This window comes from Brevibacterium limosum (assembly GCF_011617705.1).
GTDB lineage: Bacteria > Actinomycetota > Actinomycetes > Actinomycetales > Brevibacteriaceae > Brevibacterium > Brevibacterium limosum.
Genome location: NZ_CP050154.1, coordinates 2351171 through 2376918, shown reverse-complemented (window position 1 = coordinate 2376918; position 25748 = coordinate 2351171). Strand labels below are relative to the sequence as shown.

At 59.6% G+C, this 25748-nt stretch carries 19 protein-coding genes and 2 pseudogenes; 12 read left to right on the top strand and 9 right to left on the bottom strand.

Going from position 1 to position 25748, the window contains the following annotated elements; all coding sequences use genetic code 11:
• Positions 1-184: 184 nt before the first annotated feature.
• A complete protein-coding gene (locus GUY37_RS10690; RefSeq protein WP_228278139.1) occupies positions 185-736 on the top strand; it encodes a M48 metallopeptidase family protein in 552 nt (183 codons plus the stop codon).
• On the opposite strand, the gene GUY37_RS10685 is transcribed toward GUY37_RS10690, so the two are convergent.
• Both GUY37_RS10685 and GUY37_RS10680 read right to left on the bottom strand, forming a co-directional pair.
• The gene (locus GUY37_RS10685; RefSeq protein ID WP_166825373.1) at positions 720-1274 is read right to left on the bottom strand and encodes an NUDIX hydrolase; all 555 of its coding nucleotides are present in this window, start codon (positions 1272-1274) and stop codon (positions 720-722) included. The genes GUY37_RS10690 and GUY37_RS10685 overlap by 17 nt on opposite strands.
• Positions 1275-2702 (bottom strand): zinc-dependent metalloprotease, encoded by a 1428-nt coding sequence (locus tag GUY37_RS10680; protein WP_166825370.1) that lies wholly within the window; start codon positions 2700-2702, stop codon positions 1275-1277.
• 171 nt (positions 2703-2873) lie between these two features.
• On the opposite strand from GUY37_RS10680, the gene GUY37_RS10675 reads away from it, so the two are divergent.
• Entirely contained in the window at positions 2874-4013 is a 1140-nt protein-coding gene (locus GUY37_RS10675; protein WP_166825367.1) for a YlbL family protein, read from the top strand.
• On the top strand, positions 4013-7030 hold the full coding sequence (locus GUY37_RS10670) for a UPF0182 family membrane protein (protein ID WP_228278138.1): 3018 nt from the start codon (positions 4013-4015) through the stop codon (positions 7028-7030). Before GUY37_RS10675 ends, GUY37_RS10670 begins: the two co-directional genes overlap by 1 nt.
• A gap of 655 nt (positions 7031-7685) precedes the next feature.
• Here the strand turns inward: GUY37_RS10670 and GUY37_RS10665 are convergent.
• Together GUY37_RS10665 and GUY37_RS10660 are read right to left on the bottom strand one after the other, a co-directional pair.
• Positions 7686-8939, bottom strand: a complete 1254-nt coding sequence (locus tag GUY37_RS10665) for a hypothetical protein (protein ID WP_166825364.1) — start codon at positions 8937-8939, stop codon at positions 7686-7688.
• A gap of 558 nt (positions 8940-9497) precedes the next feature.
• Positions 9498-10940: a PucR family transcriptional regulator gene (locus GUY37_RS10660; protein ID WP_166825362.1), complete on the bottom strand. Its 1443-nt coding sequence runs from the start codon at positions 10938-10940 to the stop codon at positions 9498-9500.
• Positions 10941-11059: 119 nt separating this feature from the next.
• On the opposite strand from GUY37_RS10660, the gene GUY37_RS10655 reads away from it, so the two are divergent.
• From GUY37_RS10655 to GUY37_RS10645, 3 genes are all read left to right on the top strand, one after another.
• Positions 11060-12163, top strand: a complete 1104-nt coding sequence (locus GUY37_RS10655; protein ID WP_166825359.1) for a zinc-binding dehydrogenase — start codon at positions 11060-11062, stop codon at positions 12161-12163.
• A 38-nt stretch (positions 12164-12201) separates the two neighbouring features.
• Positions 12202-13626, top strand: coding sequence for an APC family permease (locus tag GUY37_RS10650; RefSeq protein ID WP_166825357.1), 1425 nt, complete (start codon positions 12202-12204; stop codon positions 13624-13626).
• Between the two features lie 241 nt (positions 13627-13867).
• The gene (locus GUY37_RS10645) at positions 13868-14056 is read left to right on the top strand and encodes a hypothetical protein (RefSeq protein ID WP_166825354.1); all 189 of its coding nucleotides are present in this window, start codon (positions 13868-13870) and stop codon (positions 14054-14056) included.
• On the opposite strand, the pseudogene GUY37_RS10640 reads toward GUY37_RS10645, so the two are convergent.
• Both GUY37_RS10640 and GUY37_RS10635 read right to left on the bottom strand, forming a co-directional pair.
• A pseudogene (locus GUY37_RS10640) lies at positions 14028-15221 on the bottom strand (IS3 family transposase). The gene GUY37_RS10645 and the pseudogene GUY37_RS10640 sit on opposite strands and share 29 nt — an antisense overlap.
• A 95-nt stretch (positions 15222-15316) precedes the next feature.
• Positions 15317-16282 (bottom strand): Lrp/AsnC family transcriptional regulator, encoded by a 966-nt coding sequence (locus GUY37_RS10635; protein ID WP_166825352.1) that lies wholly within the window; start codon positions 16280-16282, stop codon positions 15317-15319.
• Between the two features lie 134 nt (positions 16283-16416).
• Between GUY37_RS10635 and GUY37_RS10630 the strand changes: the two genes are divergently transcribed.
• The 4 genes from GUY37_RS10630 (at position 16417) to GUY37_RS10615 (ending at position 20918) form a co-directional block, all read left to right on the top strand.
• Positions 16417-17292, top strand: coding sequence for a nitrilase-related carbon-nitrogen hydrolase (locus tag GUY37_RS10630; RefSeq protein WP_166825349.1), 876 nt, complete (start codon positions 16417-16419; stop codon positions 17290-17292).
• A gap of 25 nt (positions 17293-17317) precedes the next feature.
• Complete coding sequence (locus tag GUY37_RS10625) at positions 17318-18769, top strand: purine-cytosine permease family protein (RefSeq protein WP_166825347.1); 1452 nt, start codon at positions 17318-17320, stop codon at positions 18767-18769.
• A 1384-nt stretch (positions 18770-20153) separates the two neighbouring features.
• The gene (locus tag GUY37_RS10620) at positions 20154-20684 is read left to right on the top strand and encodes a hypothetical protein (protein ID WP_166825344.1); all 531 of its coding nucleotides are present in this window, start codon (positions 20154-20156) and stop codon (positions 20682-20684) included.
• 57 nt (positions 20685-20741) lie between these two features.
• A complete protein-coding gene (locus tag GUY37_RS10615; protein WP_166825342.1) occupies positions 20742-20918 on the top strand; it encodes a hypothetical protein in 177 nt (58 codons plus the stop codon).
• Here the strand turns inward: GUY37_RS10615 and GUY37_RS10610 are convergent.
• Together GUY37_RS10610 and GUY37_RS10605 are read right to left on the bottom strand one after the other, a co-directional pair.
• Positions 20911-21183 carry a hypothetical protein gene (locus tag GUY37_RS10610; protein WP_166825339.1) on the bottom strand — a complete coding sequence of 91 codons (273 nt, stop codon included), beginning with the start codon at positions 21181-21183 and terminating at the stop codon, positions 20911-20913. The two genes, GUY37_RS10615 and GUY37_RS10610, sit on opposite strands and share 8 nt — an antisense overlap.
• A gap of 48 nt (positions 21184-21231) precedes the next feature.
• Entirely contained in the window at positions 21232-21918 is a 687-nt protein-coding gene (locus GUY37_RS10605) for a hypothetical protein (RefSeq protein ID WP_166825337.1), read from the bottom strand.
• Between the two features lie 324 nt (positions 21919-22242).
• Here GUY37_RS10605 and GUY37_RS19515 point away from each other — a divergent pair.
• Positions 22243-22347 (top strand): annotated as a pseudogene (locus GUY37_RS19515) (P-type ATPase); the annotation flags it as partial.
• A 407-nt stretch (positions 22348-22754) separates the two neighbouring features.
• Here GUY37_RS19515 and GUY37_RS10600 read toward each other — a convergent pair.
• Entirely contained in the window at positions 22755-23336 is a 582-nt protein-coding gene (locus tag GUY37_RS10600; RefSeq protein ID WP_152346763.1) for a YdhK family protein, read from the bottom strand.
• A 1130-nt stretch (positions 23337-24466) separates the two neighbouring features.
• On the opposite strand from GUY37_RS10600, the gene GUY37_RS10595 reads away from it, so the two are divergent.
• Positions 24467-25707, top strand: a protein-coding gene (locus GUY37_RS10595; protein ID WP_407645353.1) for an IS3 family transposase whose coding sequence is annotated in 2 segments (ribosomal slippage) — positions 24467-24794 and positions 24794-25707 — 1242 coding nt in all. Because the reading frame shifts where the segments join, the coding sequence is not laid out codon by codon here.
• Positions 25708-25748 lie beyond the last annotated feature (41 nt).

Sequence of the window (25748 nt, the reverse complement as noted above, 5' to 3'; positions counted from 1 at the left end):
TCGGATCGGGCCAGGTCCTGCTGCACGGGGAAGGTGCGCGCCGAGGCGGCTGTGGACGGGAGTTTCGTCACTGGATCTTCGTCAGACTCAGGAAACTCACACACTCGGGGATCCGAAACCGCGTCCGTGTTCATCGCCGTCCTGGTGACGCTGTCACGTCAGTGGCGTTTCCTATGATGGTCCGGTGAGCAGAGCACAGCGGTGGAGTGAAGAAGAGGTGCTGCGGGCGATCGCCCGGGGCGAGATCGAAGTGCGCCGATCGGCACGGCGGAAGAAGACCGTTGCCGTCTCGAAGGAGATCGAGACCTACGTGCTGCGCACTCCAGTGCGCTACAGCGTGGAGTCCAACATCCGGTCACTGACCGACCTGTTCAACCGTCTCTCCGCGCGGGACCATTCGTCGGATGCCGACCTCGTCGACCTGGCTGATGAGATGAGCAGACGGTATTTCGGCGGTCGGCTGCGGCCCGCGTCGATCCACTGGGTGACGAATCAGAATGTCAGCAGGTGGGCGTCGACGACGACGTCGACGGGCGACATCCGCATTTCCCATCGCCTGCAGACCGTGCCGCGCTGGGTGTTGGAGACTGTGGTGGTCCATGAGCTGGTCCACCTCCAGATCGGCCCGCATTCGAAGGAATTCCACGCCTTGGCCGATCGCCATCCGAGGCAGTCGGACGCGAAGCTCTACCTCGAGGGCTTCAGCGACGGGGAGCGTTTCAGTCGCGGGAGCTGAGCGCTGCCGCAGCGGAGCGGAAGAGACCCGGGAGCCGGTCCGGCAGATCGGGCATGAGATCGCTGGGCAACCGGTCCAACGGGAACCACGCGACGTCGAACGACTCGTCGGAGACACGTGGTGAATCGTCTGTCGATGCCTGGGCCGCGTAGACGACGTCGAAGTGCCGGGTGCAGGCCCCGAAGGCTGCCGACAGATCGTGCACATGCAGATCGATGGGGGCCGCTGTCACTCGGGTGAGCGGCCGCAGACCGCTTTCCTCTTCGGCTTCTCTGCATGCGGCACCGCGGAGTGAGGCATCGTCCGGTTCGAGATGCCCGCCGAACTGGCCCCACAGCCCGGCCTTCCTGTGGTGGTTGAGCAGGACCGCCTCGGCGAGAGGATCGATCACCAGACAGCTGGCGGTGATATGGTGCTCGCCACCGGCGCGGTGCAGGGAGTCGGCACCCTGCCGAGCGAAGAGTTCGGCGAACGCAGTCGAAAAGGGGGTCTGCGGCCCCTGCCCGACTTCCTGCCGGGCGGCAGCGAGATCGATCATTCAGCGATCATCGGGCTGATCGGAGTCATCGCCGTCGGTCGATTCGGAATCATCGGAGTCCGGGTTCTCGGAGTCGGCGGTCGACTGCTCGTCGCTGCCGCCGGCTCCCTCGAGACCTTCGGCGAGGATGCGGGACAGCGCCTCGTCGATGCTCGACTCATTGGTCCACTCCGCCTGACGACGCTCGGAATAGCCCAAGGGGTCGTCGAGGTCCTGCGTGGTCGGCAGCAGATCCGGGTGAGAGAACACCCGGTCGCGGGCCTCAGCACCGCCCTGGGTTTCGAGGTAGGCGAACAGTGCGGCCGCGTCGCGGAGGCGGCGGGGGTTGAACTGGAGACCGACAAGAGTGGAGAAGGTCTTCTCCGCAGGGCCCGCAGTCGCTCGGCGACGGCGCAGAGCCTCGCGGATCTGATCGCGACCGGGCAGATGCTTGCAGGCCTCGTAGACGACGACGTCGACCCAGCCGGCGATGACAGCGAGGAGGTTCTCCAACGATGTCAGTGCCTTCTTCTGGTCCTCGGTCGTCGGCGGATTGAACAGCCCCTGACGGATATTGTCGCTGAGATCGGAGATGTTCGAAGGATCGATATTCGACGCCATGTCCTCGATCTGCGAGGTGTCGACCTTCAGGCCCTGCGCATACCGAGTCAGGACCGTCTCGACCTGGGCGCTCAGCCACGGGGCACGCTCGAACAGTGCGAGGTGGGCGAGTTCCTGAGCCGCGAGGTAGATACGGACCTCAGAGGCGTCGACGTCGATTTCGGCGGCGAACGACTCGACATTCGTCTCGATGACTACGGCCGTGTCATGGGGGAGAAGGGGAAGTCCTACCTCGGTGCCGGTGAGGACGCTTTCGGACAGCGCGCCGACCGCTTGACCGATCTGCATGGCGAACATCGAATCGCTCATCGATCCGAACATCGACGAAGCCCCTGCGAGGATGCTCTTCATCTCCGCCGGGACCTGGGATTCGAGCGTCTCGGTCAGGGCCGAGGACATGTTCTCCTTGATGGGCAGCACGAACTTCTGCCAGCCGGGCATCGTCTCCTTGACCCAGTCGGTGCGGCGCAGCGGACGGGCGGTGCGGTTGGCGACGGAGAAGTCGGTCGCCTCGGCGAGCCAGAGCTCGGCCAGACGGAACGCATCGGTCGTCGCCCGCTCGGCGTCCTCGGGCACGGAGGGATCGGGAGTCGGCACGGCCTTCTCGGCGATCGACACAGCCTGGGCCTGCGGATCGGCACCCTGTCCGAAGAGCCCCTGCATCTGACTCATGATCGTGGACATCATCGCCGGATCGATCGGGAAGCCCTGCGGCATGCCCGAACCGCTCTTGTCGTCTCCCTGACCGGATCCGGGACCATTGGCGCCGAAGAGCATTCCGAAGATCTGCTCGAACGGATTCTGCTCGTTGTTGTTGTCATCGGTCATTGTTCTACAGCCCCCAAGAATCGGTTTGACATCAACGTTAACGGTTCCGAATGTGCGAAGCTTCCCAATTCCGGGAGGTTTCGCAGGATGTTCGCACCGGGCGAAAGGAGTCTGTGAAACGGACGCTGAGGTTTCAACTAGACTGGTGGGGCGGTGCAGCGAAAGGATTACATGACAGAGAACGCCCCTCGGGCCGTGCCGGCGTCACCGGCACCGACACGTGGCACCAAACGACGACGGAGTCCACGACTGGCCACGACCTCGGGCGTCCTCACCTACGTCTTCATCGCACTGGCAGTGCTCTTGCCGGTTCCGTATATGCTCCAGCTGCCGGGACCGGTTTTCAACACCCTCGGCGACTACCAAGGCGACTCGATGATCGGCGTCTCCGGAGCCAAGACCTATCCCACCGACGGTCGCATCGACATGCTCACCGTCGCAGTCAGCGGCGGTCCCGGTCGTGACATCTTTGCGTCCCAGGCACTGGGCGCGCTCATCAACGGTGACCAGACCGTGGTCCCCACGGAGGCGTACTACCCGTTGGACACCACTCGTGAAGACGTGACCGAGTCGAATGCGGTCGAGATGTCCTCGAGCCAGGACGTCGCCATCGCCGCTGCCATGGGGCAGCTGGACAAGGCGTATTCCGTGCATCTGTCGGTCGACGAGGTCGTCGCCGATGCGCCTGCGCAGGGCAAGCTGCGCAAGGGTGATCGTCTCATGTCCGTCAACGGAAGGAAGCTGGATTCCGATCCCCAGGCCGCGCAGATCATGAGCAAGACCGTGCAGGAGTCGGACTCCGTCGAACTCGGCATCGAACGCGACGGGAAGACCGAGACGATCAGCCTGACTCCCGCGAAGGTCGACGACCGCAGGGCCATCGGCATCACGATGAAGCAGGACTTCGAATTCCCCGTCGACGTGAAGTTCAATGTCGACGGTGTCGGAGGGCCCTCGGCGGGGACGATGTTCGCTCTGGCCATCGTCGATGAGCTCACTCCCGGTGCGATGACCGGGGGCAAGCATGTAGCCGGCACTGGGGAGATCACACCCGACGGAACGGTCGGGCCGATCGGCGGCGCCCGCCAGAAGGTGGCCGCAGCCACCGAGAAGGGAGCAACGCTCTTCCTCTCACCCGCCGACAACTGTGCGGAGGTCATGGCCGCCGCAGACCAATCCAAGATCACGGTGGCACGCATCGACACGCTCGATGACGCGCAGACCACCGTGGAGCAGTACGCCGCCGGCAACACCTCGGATCTGCCGACGTGTCCCGCCGACGGTGCCGACAACAATGAGAAAGGGCAGTAGTGAGCACTTCGTCCTCACCCACCTCCGCACGCATGCCGGCGAATCGGCCAAGACGTTCGCCGCTGCTGCTCACCCTCGTGTCTGTGGCGATCCTGCTGATCGCCTTCATCGCCTTCACCCAGGTCTACACCGAGGTGCTGTGGTTCCGTCAGATCGAGGCCGAACAGGTCTTCCGCACCTTGTGGCTCACCCGCGGACTGACGTTCCTCGGCGGATTCTTCCTCATGGCTGTTCCGGTCTGGCTCAGCCTGCACCTGGCCTACCGCCACCGTCCCGTCTATGCGCCGACGACGCCGCGGCAGGAGAACCTCGACCGCTACCGGGAGGCCATCGAACCGCTGCGTCGGGTCGCGACGATCGCGATTCCCGCCGTCATGGGTGTCCTCGCCGGCATCACCGCCTCGGCGAATTGGAACACGATCCTCGAGTGGATCAACTCGACGTCCTTCGGGTCGAAGGATCCTCAGTTCGGTCTCGACAAGTCGTTCTTCGTCTTCGTCCTGCCCGGACTGCGTCTCATCGGCAATCATCTGGGCATGGCCCTGCTCATGGCGCTCATCGCCGCCCTCGTCGCCCACTACCTCTTCGGCGGAATCCGACCGGGGGAGCAGAAGGGCGTCATCCTGACGAAGGCGGCTCAGTGGCAGCTGGGCATCACTGTGGCAGTACTCGTCATCGTCCAGGCAGGTCGGCTGTGGCTCTCCCGCTACGACCGTCTGACCGCCGCAGGCGGCATCGTCCCCGGCGTCACCTATGTCGACGATCATGCAGCCCTGCCGGCAATGGCCATCGTCGCCATCGCCGCAGTTCTGGTCGCTCTGCTCTTCGTCTACACCGCGTGGAAGGGCAATTGGCGGATCTCGATCATCGCCACTCTCACTCTCATCGTGCTCGGCGGCGTTTCGATCATCGCCTACCCGGCGCTGATCCAGCAGTTCCAGGTCAACCCCTCACAGCAGAGCAAGGAGTCGGATTACATCCAGCACAACATCGACGCCACTCGCGATGCGTTCGACTTCGATGACATCGAGGTGACACCGTACGAGCCGAGCACCAGCGGCAAGAAGGGCGACCTGCGCAAGGACGCCGAGACCGCGGCCTCGATCCGTCTGCTGGATCCGAACCTCGTCTCCGACACCTTCCGTCAGCTGCAGCAGGTGCGTCCGTACTACTCGTTCCCGCAGAAGCTCGATGTCGACCGCTACAACATCGACGGGGACATGCGAGACACCGTCATCTCCGTGCGCGAACTCGCTCCGAGCTCGGTGAACAACCAGAGCTGGTTCAACCGAGCGATCGTCTACACCCACGGTTTCGGCGTGGTCGCTGCCAACGGAAACCAGCGCAACCCGGACGGCGAACCGCTGTTCATGGAGTCGGATATCCCCCCGAAGGGTGACTTCCCCGAATACGAGCCGCGCGTGTACTTCGGTGAGTCATCGCCGGACTATTCGATCGTCGGTGCGCCGAAGGGCGCGACTCCGCGTGAGCTCGACTATCCCTCCGATGAGAAGAGCGGTTCCGGTCAGGTCAACAACACCTTCGCCGGAGACGGCGGACCGTCGGTGGGCAACGTGTTCAACCGTCTCGCCTACGCACTGAAGTTCCAGGACGAGCAGATTCTGCTCTCGGACGCACTCAACGAGGAATCCCAGATCCTCTACGAACGTCACCCGCGTGAGCGCGTGGAGAAGCTCGCTCCCTTCCTCAAGGTCGACGGCGACCCCTACCCGGCCGTCGTGGATGGCAAGATCAAGTGGATCCTCGATGGCTACACCACTGCCGAGGACTACCCGTATTCGACTCCGCAGCCGCTCCAGCAGGCCACCGAGGATTCGACCACGGCGTCAGCTCCGAATTCGGTGGCGACTCTGCCGGATGACGAAGTGAACTACATCCGGAACTCTGTGAAGATCACCGTCGACGCCTACGACGGTTCTGTCGACATGTACCAGTGGGACAAGGAAGATCCGGTTCTCAAGACCTGGATGAAGGTGTTCCCCGGACTCATCAAGTCCTCCTCGGAGATGTCCGGCGATCTGATGAGTCACGTCCGCTACCCGGAGGACATGTTCAAGGTCCAGCGCGACCTGCTTGCGAAGTACCATGTCACCTCCGCCAGTGAGTTCTACTCCGGTCAGGACTTCTGGACGCTGCCGACGGATCCGACGACGAAGGCCAGCAGCGGACTGACTCAGCCGCCGTTCTACATGACCCTGCAGATGCCGGGCCAGCAGTCGCCGTCGTTCTCGCTGACGAGCTCGTATATTCCGGCTCGATCGTCTGAGGGGCAGTCGCGAAACAACCTCACCGGCTTCCTCTCGGCCGATGCCGATGCCGGGAACAAGAAGGGCGAGACTGCCGAAGGCTACGGCAAGCTGAGACTGCTGCAGCTGCCGCGAAACACGACAGTGCCCGGACCGGGACAGGCGCAGAACAACTTCAACACCGCGCCCGATGTCCAGCGCAGCCTCAACCTGCTGCGTCAGGGTGAGTCCGAAGTCGAGAACGGCAACCTGCTGACGCTGCCGATCGGCGGCGGTCTGCTCTACGTCCAGCCGGTCTACGTCCGGTCCGCCGGTGAGACCTCATATCCGCTGCTGCAGCACGTGCTCGTGGCCTTCGGCGAGGACATCGGATTCGCTCCGACCCTCGACGAAGCGCTCGACCAGGTGTTCGGCGGCGACTCCGGCGCGACTGCCGGTGACGCGGGCACCGAGGAGAGCGAGGAGGGCCAGTCCGGGGCTTCGGGCAGCGGGGACGAGGACTCGAACTCCGGCTCGCCGGACAAGGCTCTCAACGATGCTCTGCAGGAGGCGAAGAAGGCCATGGAGGATTCCGATGCCGCACTGAAGGACGGCGACTTCGCAGAGTACGGCAAGGCTCAGGATCGTCTGAAGAACGCGCTTGAGGATGCAGTTGCCGCCGATCCGTCACTGGCCGAGGACGCGGCGGGCGAGGGTTCCTCCGCTCCCGCCTCAGAGCCGGCCGACGAAGGCGGCGACTCGGGCAACTGAGCCTGAGGCGAACGGGTCCGGCGCGCCGAGGCTTCACTGACCGGGGCCGCGCCGACCGAGTTCGGACTGTCTGAGACGAACGCCCCTGGGGACACCCCGGGGGCGTTCGTCGTTCCCACTGCAATCCCCGAGATGCAGCAGTCGCCCTTCGCACCTTCGTCGTTCCCTCATTGCCTGAGACCGGCGTTTGTCCGAGGCTCGGCATTCGTCTGGGGTCTGCGTCGGGCTGTGCGCGGCCGAGCAGGCAACACATGGTGACCGGTTGAGCAGACAGCGCACTCCGAGCGCATCTGGCAGGCAGTGCGCGGCTGCTCGAAACGCCGACTGGCAGACTCAGCCTCGCTGTGCCACGTCATGAGTCGAGCGGCCGACGCCGAGGCGAACGGTCGGCGAGGTTTCGGTCCACAGGCGATGGGAACGGTGGGTGAATGAGAAGAACCCCCAGCCAGAGAATCTGACTGGGGGGGGTTCTGCCGCTATCGTGGCGGGGGGAGGATTTGAACCTCCGACCTCCGGGTTATGAGCTATGTCCTGCGTGTCTGCAGGTGAGAACGCTGTAATGCCTGGTCACACACACTAAGAAGGCCTGTGACTGGATACTGGAGGATACCGAAGTATATGAAGGTGGGCGTACTTACGCGTACTTTTGTGCGTACTATCTTCGCCTCGTCCTCTCCGCCGCCTCCTTGAGTGCCGAGAGGTCTGAAGGGTCGGTGTAGTGCTTGGCTCTGATCTGTTCTGAGTTGCCGAACTGCGAATCGAGGACGGCAGTTGGCACGCCATCTCCGTGGAGCGTATGCAAGGTGGTGCGCCACACGTGGGAGCGTTCATTCTCGAGCGCCTTGATCTGAAGATCTTTTGCGACCTCGAGGTACAGAGCTTGCGCAGCTTTATTGCGGTTCCGCCGTTCCCATGCAACGCTGGGGTCCGTTGGCGCGCCGATCACATATTCGCTGGAGGACCGCGCGCTCTGTCTTCGGATGCGCAGGTGTTCGGCCACTCGATCATCGAGCACGAGGGCGGTCCGGGGAATGCTTCCCTTGGCAATGTCTTCAGTGACCTGAATCGACATCGCTGCTCCGTCATCGGTTAGATGATTCCACGTGATGAGGTTTGCTTCTGTCGATCGCAGACCCGTTGCTGCCTGCAGAAGAGCTTGGTCGATGGCATTGCGACGCTTGGCGATGAGGTGCTCGAGCGTCCAGCGTCCTTGCCGGCGCACAACTCCTTCTGCCGGGTCGAGACCGAGGAGGTGACCGACCACAGTCTCATACTCGGAGGCACTCAGCGACTTGCCTCCTCGGGCCCGTGGGGTCTTCTTCGTGCCCGTGAGCTCGTTCAACGCAACTCCTGCTATGGGGTTGCCTTGGATCAGCTCGTCTCGGGTGAGTCGAGTGAGCACGTACTTCGTAAGAACGGTGCGTGTCTGGCGAGCGGTCTCTCGGCCGTGAAGATTTGCGACTTCGATGAGGAGATCTTCTAGGGCTTGGAATCGGGAGCCGGAGGCTATCGTGTGATTTTTGAGGCTGTGCTGGTGCCGATGGAGTATACAGTCGCCTACGATCAGCGCGAGGCAATGCTCATAGCGTTGCAACGAAAGTGGGGCGAGCTTGGCCTTTTCCACTGCAGGCTTCGAGACCTGTTCGACGTAGTCGACCATGTCACTGGAGGATCGCCACGCGCTGTTCAATCCAGTTGACTTGATTTCGTTCAACGTCTGTCTTGCACGACGCCGGGCTACTCCGGCTGTAGGGCCCTTAGAGATCTTGCGGATGAGCTTCGAACCGTCGAGCGGGCGATAGCTCCAATTGAGGCGGACTCCGCCGTTCGGCTGCGGGCTCGGCTTGACTCGGTCGATCGAGTCCTGGCCCGGGTCGAGGCGCGCGTTCGTAGTTCGTTTAGACGCCATGGGACCAGCGTAATGGAAGCTCATAGCTGGCTGTGGTGATCTCCGACTTACAGGGAGCACCTTCACTGAACGCCTTGTAGAAGGTTAGGTCTCTGACTGTCCTAGGCAGCGGTCGGAGTAGGGCTCGAACGCATACTGGAACGGTGTGGAGACATCGATTTCGGAGGATTCCGGAGTATCGAGGCGTTGTCTCGTATTGGGGTGGGTGGCGCAGTCGAGGGCCATCCATGGGCACCGAACTTGGGACGGTCACTATTTATACAAGGATGCTATGGCGTAATTGCTAGCTGCATCAGGTGACGGCGGCCGCCGCCTCGATTGAGTCCAAGACGTGGTCGACCGGGACATAGCTTTTTGCATGTCGCTCGCATCGATCGAGGGCGTTGTATGCCTGCGCCCGGAGAGTGCCACCTGTGGTCGTCGATCAATATCCATGCTTAACGAGGGAGGTCCTCATCTAAATGGCGTTGCCGTCAGCGTTGTTATGAATTGGTGAGCCTCCCAAATTCCTGACGTCAAGGTTGTTGTGGCTAGCACCCTGGTCGCGTGCTTTTGGGACTATCCCAAGTCTAGACATCGAAGGGCGACCCAGGCCGCGGCTCTGCTATCTGCGAGAGATAGATCCAGACCTGTGAGTCTTTCGATTGTGTCGATTCGGCTATTCAAAGTATGTCGGTGCATTGAAAGCGCCGCAGCAGCTGGTCGCCAGCTTCCATTGTGAGACAGGAAAACTCGGAGAATTTGGGTCAGATCTGAGTGTGCGCCTGACGTATCTCTAAGCGGGTCCAGTAGTGAAGCGATCGACTCATGAGAATGCGGTTCGACATTGGAAAGCACGTGTTGGATCGTGGGCATCAACTCGAAGAGCGCGGTGCGCTGTCCGGATTCGATTGCAAGGCCGTGGGCCTGTCTCGCCTGATGCAGGGCTGTAGACAGTCGGTTAACGGGGGTCGGGCGGCTCAAGCCAAGGTAGACCGTATCGCCGCCATACGTCTCGAAGCTGTCAGCGAGCTTGAGCAGATGTTCGGCGAATGAGGAGGAGATAAATCCCCGTGCCCCTTGCTGATCGACAGTGAACAAGTGCGTGGCACCTAGCTGATTAAACCATCGGGTCATAAGCGACTCGATGTCGACCTCACGCGTCCGCGACGACAGGTGAAACCCACACAGGTGGCTGTCACGAATGCCCCATTGTCGGAGCCAAGATTCTGATCTGCGTCCACCGATCAGAAGCGCCTCGATCATTACGTGCCGCCCGAGCCGCTCCGTGTGTGAAGGATCGTTGGTCCGTAGTAGCAGGTCGCAAAGCGCCGCTGCCTGAGAGGAGAGATCCCGTGCACGAGACGAGCTGCTGATCCTCGTCGAGATCACCAGGTGGCCTGTCCGGTCTTCGTCAGCACCAACTGGATGCACCTGCATTCCCGTGTGCCGAATCCTCACTGGTCGGTTGAGCGCCGCCGCGGTGGCATCTTCGATGTGCAGACGTCCAGCACCGGCGCTATCTATGAGCTGACCATGGAAGTCGAGGAGGACGGCCCACCCATCGAGTCGACGAACCAGTTCCGCGAGAACGCCCGGGACTCCGCTTCGTCGTGCAATTTGTGTGAGCACTTTAGTCCCGGCAGTGACCATGCGGTCTTCTGCCGCAGTGTTCCGGTCAACCATCGACTGCAATGCCGGCCGGATCGACGATGAAGACAGTCGAAGGCCGAGCAGGCCAGAGATCGAGTGCTGAGCCAAGAAGTGGCGGAGCCGAAGGGTGTCGTAGCTCGTTACGATGACAGTCTTTTGGAGCAGACCGGTTTTTGTTGAGTAACGCCCTGACAGCAAAGCCTCGATATCGTCGTCAGCGCAAGCAACCAGCGTAATGTGATCAGCGGTCCCGATCACCGCGAGCTCGTCGATCGAGACGGTTTCGGACACTGGGAGGTCGAACTCGATTCCCTCTTGTACCTGTTCACCGCCGAATGCCGCAATCACCGAATCGATCAGTATCGCCATTTAAATAGTGTACCAAATGTCCACATTTGGCCTCAGATACCGACAGTTGTAGCAGTGCGGAGACGCGTGAGCGTATTTAAACTGAATGTCATTCAGGACAACGGAGTTTAGGAGTCACCATGAAGGCAGTCATCTTTCGCGATTCAGAGATCCCTGTCGAATTTGCCGATGTTAATCTCGCTTCGCCTAAGCAGGGCGAGGTCAAAGTCCGCATCGAAGCTGCCGGAGTCTGCCATTCCGATTTGCACATCAAGCGCGGCGAGTGGGATATCGCCCGGCCGCTTGTGATGGGTCACGAAGGTGCAGGTGTCGTTACCGAACTCGGCGAAGGGGTGACATCTTTAGCCGTTGGAGACCACGTCGTCCTCAGCTGGGTCCCGCCCTGCGGCCAGTGCCGATTCTGTCGAGCAGGTCATGAGGCCCGCTGCCAGAAGGTCGCGACGGTGGTCGCTCCTCACGGTGTTCTCTACGATGGTACTTCAAGGTTGAGCGTCGGGGAGGAGACGATTCACCATTACCTTGGTGTATCGTCCTTCGCCGAGGAGGCGGTCGTGCCAGTGACCGGAGCGATCAAGGTAAGGGACGATGCTCCTCTGGATGCACTCGCTCTTGTCGGATGCGCTGTCGCCACCGGCGTTGGTGCTGTGATGAATACCGCTGCGGTAGAGCCTGGTGCGACAGTTGCGGTCATCGGCTGTGGGGGAGTAGGACTCAACGTAGTTCAAGGAGCCAGACTGGCTGGGGCAGAACGCATCATTGCCATCGATATTCTGTCGGAAAAGACGGCGATAGCGACGCAGTTCGGAGCCACTGACACTATCGATGCCTCGCAGGCCGACTCTGTCGACCAGCTCTTCGACCTCATCCCGGATGGTGTTGACTACGCGTTTGATGCCATCGGTCGAACTGTAACGACTGAACAATCGATCAAAATGCTCGCATTGGGTGGCGCTGCTGTCATCGTGGGGCTGCCACCGACGGGGTCCAAAGCGTCTTTCGAGCCGCTCGTACTTGCGGAGGCTGACCAGAGAATTCTCGGTTCCAATTACGGGTCAGTCCGTCCATCCATCGACATTCCCGCGCTCGTTGATCGATATATGGACGGACAACTCAAACTTGATCCGTTGATCTCTGGACGGCGACCACTGTCCGATGCGGCTGACGCATTGGCCGAACTCGAGGCTGGAAACGCTCTGCGAACGTTACTTATTCCTCATCAGTAATCAAGACCACTCAATGCATTCTTTCAAAGGAGAGAAGGATGTCCACAGATAGTTCCACTCGTCCAGACTCGGGGCTGCGCGAGGGAGTCATGTCCGGGCCGGAGCTCGCGGCACAGGCGATTGCCAGCATTGCTCCCAGCGCAGTCATCGCGTTCACTGCTGCCGAAATCTTCCTTGGCGCGGGCAAAGGCACTATCTATGCCTTTGCACTGGCCACGATCGTCATTTTGTGCGTTGGATACATCGTTGCAATGTTCGCTCGAAGACACCCCTCAGCTGGCTCTCTGTACACATACGTGGCCAAAGGGTTGGGTCCGACTGGAGCGTTCACCGCCGGCGTTGCTTTGATGATCGGATCGTGGGGGATAGCAACCGGGTCTTTGAACGGCGCTGTGTCGTTCACGATGGATTTCCTCCGGGTTCTCGGGATTCCCGTTGACGGTCTCGGATGGGAGATCGTACTCATTGTTCTCATCGGTGGGCTAGCGACATTCTTCACCATCCAGGGCATTCGGATGTCGGCGCGAGTGTCATTCATCCTTGAACTCATTTCCATCGCCATTATTTTGGTGCTGCTGATCGCTTCCCTCTTCTGGGCCGGCCAATCTGGCTGGGACCCTTCGCAATTCACACTTGAAGACACACCGTTCCAGGGTGTGGCAGCAGGAATGGTGCTCGGAATCCTCGGATTCGTGGGGTTCTCTTCGGCCGACGCGCTAGGACGCGAGGCGAAGAATCCCAAGACGGCAATTCCGCGAGCAATTATGTGGAGTGCACTGGGCGTCGGAGTCCTTTATGTCTTCGCTGCGTACACCCAAATTGCGGTACTCGGTGATGAGCTGGGCACTGTCGCAAGCCCACTTGAAGCAATGAACGACAAGATCGGCATGCCGGGATGGTTTGCGCCGGTCTTGCTGTTTGGCGTCGCGGCATCGTTCTTCGCTGTAGTCGTTGCACCGTTGAACGTCGTGGGCCGCATCGCATATGTCATGGGCAAAGAGGGTGTTATTTCCAGCGCATTTGGACGCACACACAACAAGCACCTTACCCCGCACCGAGGGCTACTGCTCGCGGGAGGCCTGGCCATTCTGGTCGATGTAGTCCTAGTTTTTGGTGGAAGTGAGCTGATGGACTCAGTTGTCTGGGTTGATACGTACGGCACCTTCGGCTACATGCTCTCCTACACTCTGGTAGCGATCGCCGGAGTAGCCTATACCCAACGGATAGGTATGAAGAACTCACTGGTCAAGATCACGGCAACGGTCGCCGTCCTGGGCATGGTGTATGTCTTCTTCGCGAATATTTGGCCGATTCCCGACTTTCCCTTCAACGTCTTGCCCTACCTCTTCTTGGCGACGATGATCGCTGCGTTCATCCGCTATGGGTATGTAGCTAGGAAATATCCGTCGGTCATCGGACGGATTGGGTCGACGCACACCGAGATGATGGAGGGAATCGGCTGATAGATGGTTTGCTCTCTAAACTCGATTCTCTGATCTAAGTATGCGCGGAAACTCTAGAACGGCCTTAGGACTATGACCTGGAGCGGGAGAATCATCGGAGCCCGAGCCAGAGTCCCCGCGCTGCTGTCCGGGTCCGTCTTCCCGACCATCGTGGTCGAAAGGTGCCGTACCGAGCAATATACCGAAGGCATCCTTGAACTAACCATTATCGGAGTTACTAGTCCGCGCGAAGGCGCTGGGAATGATCGCTTTTGTCAAGATGTACAAGATTGCTCTGGTGTTCAACCTGACGGACTCATGGTCGGCTGGTGGCCCTATTGCCGCATGGGAAGAGCCTCTACTCGTCGAGCGAGCAGTTGAGTCGGAAGGGACTGGTGCAAAGAAGGGTGACAGCGTGAGTGTCATGCTGCGAGAGCAGCTGGCTCTATGATTGCTTCGTACTCGACAGGTGTCAATCGACCCAACCGAGCTTGTCGGCGACGGCGGTGATATGTCCGCTCGATCCACGTCACGATCGCGATTCTCAACTGCTCTCGGCTCGCCCACCGGCGACGGTCGAGAACGTTCTTCTGTACCAGGGCGAAGAAGCTCTCCATAGCCGCGTTATCACCAGCCGCGCCGACGCGGCCCATTGACCCGACGATGCCATGGCGCTCCAATGCGCGGGTGAATTTCTTCGACCGGAATTGGCTACCGCGATCCGAGTGCGTCACGCATCCGGCCACGTCACCACCGCGACGGGCCACAGCCATCTCCAGGGCATCAACAGCCAAACGCGCCTTCATTCGGGCCCCGATGGAGTAGCCGACGATCCGCGAGGAGTAGACATCCTTGATCGCGCACATGTACAGCTTGCCCTCATCGGTGCGATGCTCCGTTATATCGGTCAACCACAGCTGATTTGGCCCACCGGCTCGGAACTCGTGACGGGTGCGCCCATCGGCGTCGGTGAGGACGCACAGGTCGTCGTGGACGGCCGGGCCCGGCCGCTTACCGTTCTTGGCCCGGGCCTTGCCAAAGACCGAGAACCACGAGTTGGCCGAGCACAGCCGCCACGCAGTGCGTGCCGCCATCGGATACCCGGCGGTCTCGGCCTCATCAGCCAGGGTACCTGTACCCGAATTCCGGGTCATCGGCATGGGCGTCGAACAAGGCGTTGGCCCGATACGCCTCATTCACCTCGGCCTCAGGGACAGGGGCGGCCAGCCATCGGTAGTAGGGCTGGCGTGAGAGCTTCAAGACCCGGCACGACACCGCCACGGGGATCCCGTCGGCGGCGAGCTCTCTCACGAGCGGGTAGAGCCTTTTGACGGCAGATTCGCCTGCGACAGGTACGCGGCTGCCCGACGCAGGACCTCGTTCTCCTGCTCCAGCAAGCGAGTCCGCCGTCGCAGCTCGCGCAGCTCGGCGGACTCGTCCGTGGTCTTTCCGGGCTTGTTGCCGGCATCGATGTCCGCTTGGCGTAGCCATTTCGCAATAGTGCCTTCGTGGACGCCGAAGTCCTTGGCGATCTGGGCGATCGTCGTCTTCTCGTCGCGGTTCAAGGCGACGCGGACGACGTCATCGCGGAACTCTTTCGGGTAGGGCTGGGGCATAGGTCCATCCTTCCAGGCTTGCCGTAAGACAAGCCAGACTAGATGTCACCTAACCCTGCATCAGTCCCGAATGAACATGCTGCGTAAAAGGCGCTTCACAAGCCTCTAGACGAAGCCGATGAGAGGCCGTCGCTCCCTCCGTACTGTTCTTTAGCAATCTTCAAGTTTGCCCAGCAATCAACCTCGGCCAGGCCTTGAGTACCGCGAAGACGTTCCAAAGTTACGAGGAGGTCGTGAGTCGAATCGGCCGAGATCGTTGCGATGAAGTCATAGGCACCAATAGCGACGGCGAGAAACTCAGGTTCGAGCGCCTTGAGCCGTGGCAACAGTTCGTTGACTGGCACGCCAGCACGGATACCCAGCCCAAGAGTGAGTGACTCGGGCTGGCCGACGCGAACTGGGATCCCGACGACTTTGATTGTGCCGCTTCTGACTAGACGTATGAATCTTAGTCGTGCTCCGCTCGGTGACAAGCCCGAGGCTTCGCCAAGTTCTCGATAGGAAGCTCGCGCATCCTTACGCAAGTGCATGATGAGCGAGCGGTCGACTTCGTCGACCGTCAGGGGAGCTTTGGCGATGTGAAATGGGGAGAAGCGGTTTACCTCGATGGATTCATAGTGCGTGGTCCGGAGGTCACTGACACCCGGTATCTGGAGAATAGTATCGAGGGTCTGTCGAAGGTGAGGGTCGGGGCCGACCCTGACTTCCGCATCGATCGAGTACTGACCGGCAATATCGGCAACGAACGTGGTTTCCGTCATCGAGATGAGCTCGTCGCGTACTGGCTGAACGGGACCCACTACGGCGATCTGGATGTATGCAAACCGTTCGAGCCCCAAGAGATCTGGGCTGACCGATACCGTCAGATGCAGTTCATCGTCTGCGACGGCCGACTGAACGATCGCCGCAACCTGGTGCCGCAGGACTCCCACCGACTTGGCAATCTGAGCAAAGCTGGCCCGTCCGTCATCACGAAGTGCCTGTAGCACCCGTCGACGCGACTGCTCGGAAACGCTTCCCGCCACGCTTTCTCCCAAAACCCAAGTTTCTTGTAGATACATTTTCGCACAAATATGCGCATCAAGGCATTGTCGAGTCGCAAAAGATCGACCTGGTATCTCAATCGTGCACTCGGAGGGAAAGTGGCGTCGTGATTGGGTAGGACTATGAGGTCTGAGTCACTACGCTCACTGACATGACAAAGATTGCGTGTTGCCAATTCGCCCCACACATCGGTCAAGTCCGGGCGAACGTCGAAGAGAGCATCAAGCAAGTCCACTGGGCTGTCGACAAGGGAGCTCGGATCGTCGTTCTTCCTGAGTTGACCAGCTCCGGCTACGCATTCACAGACGCGACTGAAGCCAGCAAAGCGGCAGAAGCCCCGGACGGATACGCAGTGTCCAGCTGGAAACGGGCCGCCGAGGAGCTCAATGTCATAATCGTCGCTGGCTTCTGCGAAGCAAGCCATCACAGCAAGCCCTACAACAGCGCGGCCCTCCTCGCACCGGGACTAGACCCAGTGATCTATCGCAAAGCCCACCTTTGGGACGCCGAACGAGCACTCTTCACCCCTGGCGACGCGGGTCCGCCAGTCATAGAGACGGAATACGGCAGTATCGGCGTCGTCATCTGCTACGACCTGGAATTCCCAGAATGGATCCGGATCGCAGCCCTAGCTGGAGCAGATGTGATTTGCGCCCCGGTCAACTGGCCTACAGTGCCGCGGCCGGCTGGGGAGAGGCCAGGCGAAGTTGTGCGCACCCAAGCGCAAGCCTCAATAAACCGTGTAGCTATCGCTGCATGCGACCGCGCGGGAGTCGAGCGAGGCATCCACTGGACATCCGCATCGGTAATCGTTGACGCGAATGGATGGCCGAGGGCTATGGCCGACCCTGACGCAGGCCAGTCCGAAAGGATCATCGCCGACATCGATCTGAACGAGAGTCGTGACAAAAAAGTTTCTGAGTTCAGCGACGTCTTTGCCGATCGTAGAACCGACCTGTACGCCGCACTGGAGCGATCCGCAACTCGACCAGCCCAGCACGAAGGCACCGAACAAACACAGTGCTGACTGGCGCTGACGATTGGAGACGACGATGTCATCACAGCTATCACCCGACAGTCCCGACTCGGTCATTGAATCGAGATCGATCGATGTAGTCCCTCTATCTGAACGACACGGAAAGGTCTGGCACCAAGGCCCGTTCTGGTTCGCCGGCAACTTCGTCCTGACAACCCTCGTCGTGGGATTCACCGGTCCCACGATAGGGCTGAGTCTGGGCTTCTCAATCCTAGCGGTCGTGCTCGGCGTGGGATTCGGCACTTTCTTCATGGCCTTTCACGCCAACCAAGGGCCGACGATGGGGCTAGCCCAGATGATCCAATCTCGAGCACAGTTCGGCAGCCGTGGAGTATTGCTGCCATTCGTCGCGACCGTCTTCGTTTACGTCGGGTTCCTTGTCTTCGACACCATCCTCGTCGCACAGGGCATCGGAATCTTTCCCGAGGCGACGTGGTTCTGGTATCCCGTCATAATCGCCGTATCGATCATCATCGCCGTCATCGGTCACGACTTGCTTCACCTGATCCAACGATGGATGACCTGCATCCTCATCGCCGTGTTCGTCGTGATCACCATATTCGCATTCATCCACTACCCGAACGCGACAATCGACCCTGATGCCGCGGTAAATACCGCCGGTTGGACTGCAGCAGGGTTCCTGGTTCAATTCTCGCTCTCAGCCGGATACAACATCAGCTACTCTGTTTACGTCTCTGACTACACCCGCTACCTGCCGCCGAAGTCCTCGGCCCCGAAACTCATCGGCTCTGTCTACGCCGGTGCCGGACTGTCAGCAGTGTGGCTGATGTCTTTGGGAGCGCTGCTAGCAACGTATATCCCTGCAGCCGATCCGATCTCCACGCTCCGCGACGTCGGTGACTTGATCTTCCCGGGATTCGGAACAGTCGCAGTTTTGGTCTCTTCGCTCGCATTGGTCTCGATTATGGGTGTCAATGCCTATGGTGCGATGCTTACCGGCGCAAGCGCGATTGACGGATTTAGACCGATGAGGCCAACGGTTCGTCTGCGAGTCGTGTCTTTGGTCATCGTAGGCTTCGTCTCGCTTGTGATCGCCCTTGCGATACCCGATGACTACCTCGACAGCTTTAACAGTTTCGTCGGGCTCATGTTGTACTTCCTCATTCCGTGGACTGCCGTCAACCTCGTGGACTACTATCTCGTCCGTCGTGGTCGATACGCACTAACCGATATCGTCAATGGCGGTGGCGTCTACGGACGATGGGCATGGAAAGGACTCACGGCCTACGTTGCTGGGTTCGTCGCCATGATCCCGTTCTTCTCACTCTCGTTCTATACCGGCCCGATCGCTGCGAAAATTGATGGGGCCGACATGTCGTTCGCGGTCGGACTGCTGGTTTCGGGACTGTTCTATTTCATACTTGCCCGTGTTCGACCTTCGACCGTGCGTGAGAAGGCCGCGATCAAACGCAGTATGGAGGAGTTTGGTAGCGATGGCTCTCACTAAACATACCGAAGAGTCCTGATTCGCTGCCATCAGCGCCGGCTTTGACTGCTGAATGGGAGCGGACCCGCACGTCTGACAGCGCTAGCGCGCTTAAGGACGGTGTACGCGGACAAGCGAGACATAGAAAGCCCCTGCGTGGCTGACGGGGCGATTGCATGTCGGGGATGTACGCGTGGAAAAGCGGTCGTGGCTGACGGCGTGTGAAGCGTCGATCCCAACTCTGGGCTCATTTTTCGTAGCGAACCTTGACCAGGGATCCAGATGATGCTCATTTTCTCCGCTGAATCGACGATTGCCTGGGGGAGTGCTCCCGCACGTCGCAGTGAGCGAATACGGGCAAAACATCGCCCGGCCCCTGGCCACTCGTCAGTACTAATCAGCTGCGGCACGTTGATGTGACCAGGTTGTTTGTAGAAGACCTCGAGGCGACGGAGTTGATCCAGGTACGCAGTGATCTTCCACTCATGCCGAGTCGAGGCCTGGGTTTTGGATCCCTGTAGGGCCCCATTCGTCGTTGATGTATTGCTCCGTAGAAATGTCCAGGCCGTCCCAACTGAGACCGACGCCGTGTTCCCGTCTGGCAAAGGCATGTGAAAGGGGCCTAACAACTGATGCCGGCCCCTGCGCGATGCGCTCAAGACTATGGCGGGCTCTCGCCGCACGCCTTCCGGAAGGCTGCGGCGTCGTTCATGGACACTGAGGACACGCTCGGAGTTGCCGCAGTGGTTCTCGGGCGGTCGGGCACAGCGATTTCGTCATACCACTACCTAAAGAACGCCGCTGTGGCTCCGGACATGTCGGAGAAATTCGATCAGATCGGCAGGAAATGAAAAAGTTGAGTCTTCGTTGACTATTCGACTCTTCATTGCGAACGAGCCATGATTACCGAAACCATTGCCCAAAGTCAGAGTCGATTTTCTTGGTCGCCCCAACGGGACTCGAACCCACACTGAATCGATGTGGAGTCATGGTTTTCGGGAGTTATCGTGGGGTGCCTTCTGGCCCTAGAAATCGCGGAACTCGACGAAGGAGAAGTTCCTGTAGTTGTCACGAGTTTCCGTGGGGTTCCATTGAAAAAGATGGGTAAGTGTGGGGCGAGTTGAGCTGAGCCATCTTCCATTGTTGAGGAGTTGGCTTGGTTGTCAGGCCGCTTGTTCTGAGTGGTACCCGATGCTGGTCAGCGAGAGTTTCAGTTCGCCAGTTGAGAGTTGCCCAAGTCAAACTCGTGCTCCTCTTCTCGGTTGTGACTCGAGCATGGTTCGAGAATTGTAGCTGAGCACTTATCGACATACTTGTCGGATGATGCAGGACACACTCATAACGAATTGGATACTAAGTCGGTAGTGGCTATGTACTTGAACGATAAACAACCTATGATCCAAGCATGCCCAAGAAACTCCTTGCCACCATTGTGGCTACTTCGTTCCTCATCACCGGGTGCTCCGCTGCAGAAGAGACCTCTGAAGCCGCGGCACCGGCCGCGGCAGAGGCGGAAGCGACTGGCCCCGCAGCTGAGGAATTCGCGTCCATCATCGCAGAGGGTCGCAGAGATGTTGATGACTGGCTCGAGACGTGGGACGAAAACTACTGCAGTCCCATGGGGGTAGCGGATGGAACAGACATCATGGCCTGTGAACTCAGCCTAATAAGCGGCGGTCTCATTGCCGAGACCAAGCGGCTGGAACTCGACTCCGCCACCAATGAAGACTCACTCGTGTACCTCGGTGACCCGCCAGAGTCCATCGCGATCATCTGGCAATCGACCGAGGACGCGGCCGCGGCGGCCTCCGAAGCTGGAGAAGCGATACCTGAAAATTGTTCGACAAGCGACGACTGCGTCAGCAAAGTCATGGACTTCGAAATGGCAATGGAGGATCTGCAGGGGAAGTATGACGCCTGGGATCCCTACATGTAGTTCAACCGTCAGCACCCACTACTTAGGAGAACACCAAAAAGGGGAACATTCTTCGGAATGCTGATTCTCTGGGCAATCAGCCTCCTGATCCTCATCCTCGTCATTGCCCAGGGTGTACGCATCGGCATGCGCTGGTCGCGCAAAGACGAGCGGCGCGAGCGGGAGACGGCTGGTGAGCAGTACCGCCCTGGAGAGTCCATCTTTAATTACAAGCCGCAGCAGAAGTTTAAGTAGCTGGCTTCCCCGCCCACCAGACGTCGAACGGTGACAACCAAACACCGATCGTCTGACATCGCCGGTCGTGGTTCTCGACAAAGATCGCGCCATCAAACCCGAGACGCGTCGCCATGCCTTCGATCCACGTAGCACCATCGCGTTCGAAAACTAGCCGTGCGCGAACTGGGACCGGAGGGCGATCACGGTACGAACTGCGGGCACCGGCGTCATTGTGGATTTTCTGCCAATAGCGCCAGGTAGCGGTGCCGTATTCTTCGCTCATAAGGACAGTCTGCGCTGAGGTGCGGACACGAACCGCACCAGCGAGCAGTCAGAATCCCATGTCGCTTAGAGTCATCCATTTCGGAGGATCAACAGTATGTCTATGCTGCCAATGGGCAGTCTTGGGGTCATCGCTGACATTCCAAGTCTCCCAGCGGTGCATTTCCATCCATCCGCCGTTGCCGAATTGGCTGGCATAGTAGAGTCGCACTCGGTTGTCCCGATCTTCCAGATTGGACGCTTCCCCTAACTGCAAATACGCCGAGGTCCTTGTCTCTCCGCTATAGGTCACATGTTCGCCTATCAGACCCTTCGAAGGGTTGGGATCCGCCAGCAGGTTTTCTACCCATGCTTCATGTGGCATGCCATCTTTGGTCGTCCAGTTCACTCGAAGACGCGGGGCATCGAACTTTGACAGGTTCGAGATAGAAAGGGTGACGATGGCATCTGGTTTCATATAAGCGCGTTGGCTCATCATTGGGAGCATATGGAGTGACAATTGCGGTCGTGTGGCGGCGGCCAACGCTTCGTTCGTCTTCTGTGATTGTGTTCGGTTCTCGCGGGCCGTGCTTAACGCAAGCGCCGCAGCGCCCAGGGTTCCTGCGGCGGCGAGAAGTTGAGCCCATGAGCCGATCCGGACACTGAGCCCACTACTTGACTCGTGAACGACGAGAGTCCATGTCACGACCCCGCCTACTAGGACGACGAGCGCCCATATCAACCAGGAGAATTTCATACCGCAATAGTAGTCATTCGACAGGACTGAGCATGTTTTGGACGCGACCTACCGGTCAGAGAGTGAGTGGACCAATTGAAGGTCACGCGAAGGGGTTCGTCACGTGCGGAGTCACACACTCAGATGAGAAGACACGTGTATTTCAAGCGTAAGGATTCGCCGCGTTAGTCCGCTATGCCCATCGACAGGGCCCCAGTGGCTAAGGGACAGACAGCCAAGAGTTCGCCTGTCCACCACTCAGGGTTCATCCCCCACGGTATTCAGATGTCAACTGCACACCTGGAACGGTGACGACTTATCCGATTGGAAATCACACGAGGGTCCTCCGGCCGATCATGGGTGGACACTACAGCAATCACGGGAGAATCGATCCCGATCGAGGTCGCCCCTGGGGACGCGATCCTGGCCGGGTCGGTCAATGGCACAGGCACCAGCCCCTGCTGTGCCCGGCCCATCGCCCGGTCCTCCAGAGCATCGGCAACAGAGAACGGAAATGCGAACGCTGCTGCCTCTCCGACGTGGCCGAGCACGACAGCACCGATCGCGGCAATCGTCATCAACAGCCCCACACCCAAACGCCCGCGCCCGGTAGCTGCGAACTAATGCTTCAGCGTGCCGGGATAGATGACGATCTTCCGGCAAATTGAAGGAAGGTTTGAAGAAGTGGAGATTCCCGTCCCTCTCTGCTTCTACGTATCTGGCCGTGCCTTTTCGACCTCATCGGCATTGATCGACAGTGTGGAGGTGGGCTGCCTCCTCCACGAAAGAGACAACCCACCTCCATGTCTGCCGTCAGCCGCGTTCGGCCACGGTCGAGAGCCCTCCCATTCCTGGGACTACTTGGCTGGCGTGATTTCGTCTTCGACGACCCACTTATGGTTCGTCATCGTCATATCGCCCATATCAACGTCGACCATGTACACGGTTTCATCGGTCGAGTTGTCGATCGTGGCTTTCGCGCCCTTCATTCCGGGCATATGGTCGGCATTGATCGTCACCTTGGCACCGTCTTTCAAAGGAGCCTTGTCAGGGTTGTCGAGTTCTTCATGAACGACCCATTTGTGATCCTTCACGGGATCGCCACCACCGGTGGGGGTGTAGCTGACCGAATAGGTTGTGGTATCGAAGGCACCCGAAATTGTTGCCTTGGCCCCTTCCATGCCCGGCATGTGATCGGCCGTGAGAGTGACTTCATCACCCACGGCGTACTTTGGATCCGAGGCTTCCTTGATGCCCTCTGGTGGGTCGCCACCATCGGCGGCGTGCGCATGGCTTTCACTCGATGGGGACTCGACCTGTGTCTGCTCCTGGGACGGCTGCGCCCCTTCGTCCTCCTCGGGGCTGGAGCATCCAGACAATGCCAGAGCTGTCGCGGCTGCGATCGCCACGATGGATGTTATTGGTTGAAACGTTTTCATAATGCCTCTTCTTTGATTTCTGCGACTTTAACGAGCCGGGATGTTGAGATTCTGGACGCAATGCGCTTAAGGATGAAAGCTGTCTTCCATTCAGGGTTCATCCCCGTATCTTTATGGTCATGGACTTCCATCGGGGCGCCAGGGGCACGTGTCCCACACTGAGTGGCGACGCGTCAGGGTAAAGAACCGGACTGAATCGAGGCGCGCCAGATGAACTCGAATTGCCAGGTGGGTGCCCGGCTGAAGGCGAGTCAACGGTTTACGTCCTACTGATGGAAAGCTCGCCCGGTGAGGGAGAGGGTGGGTGATAGGCCATCGGCTGCAGCGGTGGGTGCGACGGGCGAGGTGCGTCGGCGAGCCAGCCGATGGACGACGGCGGTGGTATCGCCATTTGGTAGTAGGGAGAAACGGTGAGGCAACCCTCAGGGGACGTTGTATCAGCGGAGCAATGCCCGAAGTGACCTGCCAGGGGCGTGGGTACTGCGTCAGTGTTGTGTGATTCTGCGGTCCGGGGAGCTACGTCAAATCCTGCGACGCCCTGCTGCTGCGGTTCAGCGATATGAGACGAAAAAGCGGATCCAGGCGTCGACACGCTGACGACAGCACGAGTGTGAGCGGTTCCGGTCACGCACACCAGCACGGCCAGCACCAGGAGAAATACGATCATACGCGGCCGGACAAGCCCGAGACGGGCGAACGTGTGCGCGAGCAAGCGTCACCTCCTGTGGCCGAGCAAACATGCCAGTATGATCCGCCCGTGACAGGACGAAAAACGGTTGCGGGGCATGTAATGCGCCCGTGCCAATAATACCCCCGGGGCGTAGGTGGTGGGCAAATTGTTGGTATTCCTGCGTGCGGATTGGCGAGCAATAAGAGGTGTAGCCGCACATACGTAGGAGAACCGGTCTCATTCGCCAGTTCCAAAGAAGCTACTCTCCTATGTCAACGGCAATATCCGAGATCCGGTAGCGATCAGTGTCCGAGCGGCCGCGTTCACGTTTCGGGCATTTGGTCCGGCCCGGGCGTGGAACGCCTGTGGCGCAATTCGCCAAAAACGACCGGGGATGAACCCTGAGTGGTGGACACGCTGAGACTGGCCCATAATGGGCCGGAGAATGCGAGTAGAAACCATGCCGAAAAAGAAGTACTCGGACGAGTTCAAAGCCGACGCCGTCGCGCTGTACGAGACTCATCCCGATATGTCCTATTCCCAAGTCGCGACCGATCTCGGCGTCTCGCGTGGCGCGATCAAGTCCTGGGTGCATCAGGCCCGGAAGGCCGCCGGAACAGTCCCGACAGCCGCGGCAGGCCATCCGGAGTCGGCTGAGGAAGAGCTGGCGCGTCTGCGGGTCGAGAACGCTGATCTGATCGATCGGGCCAAGCGTCTGCGGGCTGAGAACGACAAGCTCGCCGAGGAGCGAGCTATCCTGCGGAAGGCCACGAAATATTTCGCGGCAGAGACGACCTGGTGATCCGCTTCCAGTTCGTTGACGACCACCGGAACACCCATGAGGTGAAGCGGATGTGTGCCGTGCTGGGTCTCCAGCGTTCGAGCTTTTATAAGTGGTGTGCCTGCCGGTCGGCACGGGCGGCCAGGCAGGCTGCTGATGATGCTCTGTGCGAGCGGATTGAGCACCATTTCGAATTCTGGGACCACACGTACGGGTACCGACGGATCACGGCCGAACTCGCCGATGACCCAGAAGTGGACGAACCGGTCAACCGTAAGCGGGTAGCCCGCCTGATGCGGAACAACGGCATGGTCGGTATCCACTTGCGTAAACCGAAGACCACGACGATGGCGGACCCGGAGGCTCAGGTGTTTGCCGACCTGGTGGGCCGGGACTTCTCGGCCGCTGAGTTGGGCACGACCTACGTCGGCGACATCACCTACTTACCCTATGGTAATGAAGGGAAGTTCTTGTATTTGGCCACCGTCATCGATTTGTATTCGCGGCGGATTGTGGGCTGGTCGATCGCCGATCATATGCGGTCCAGTCTTGTCGAGGACGCGTTGCAGAATGCGTTAAACAATCGAGAAACGCTGGAAGGTGCGATTTTCCATAGCGACCATGGTCGGCAATATACGTCCTCGTCGTTTCAGGCGATGTGTCGTCGGTTCGGGGTGGTTCAGTCGATGGGCAGGGTGGGGTCGAGTGCTGATAATGCGTTGGCGGAGTCGGTCAACGCTGCGTTGAAGCGTGAGACGTTGCAGGGAGAGAAGCGGTGGGCCTCGGAGCTCGAGTGTCGGCGGGAGGTGTTTCGGTGGTTAGTTCGATACAACACGGGGCGTCGGCACTCGGCTTTGGGTTATCGAGCACCTGTTGACTTCGAGGTTGGTTATGCGTCTATGGTGGATTTTGTTGCCTGATAGTACACATTGATGTGTCCACTTCAAGGGGTTCACGCCCA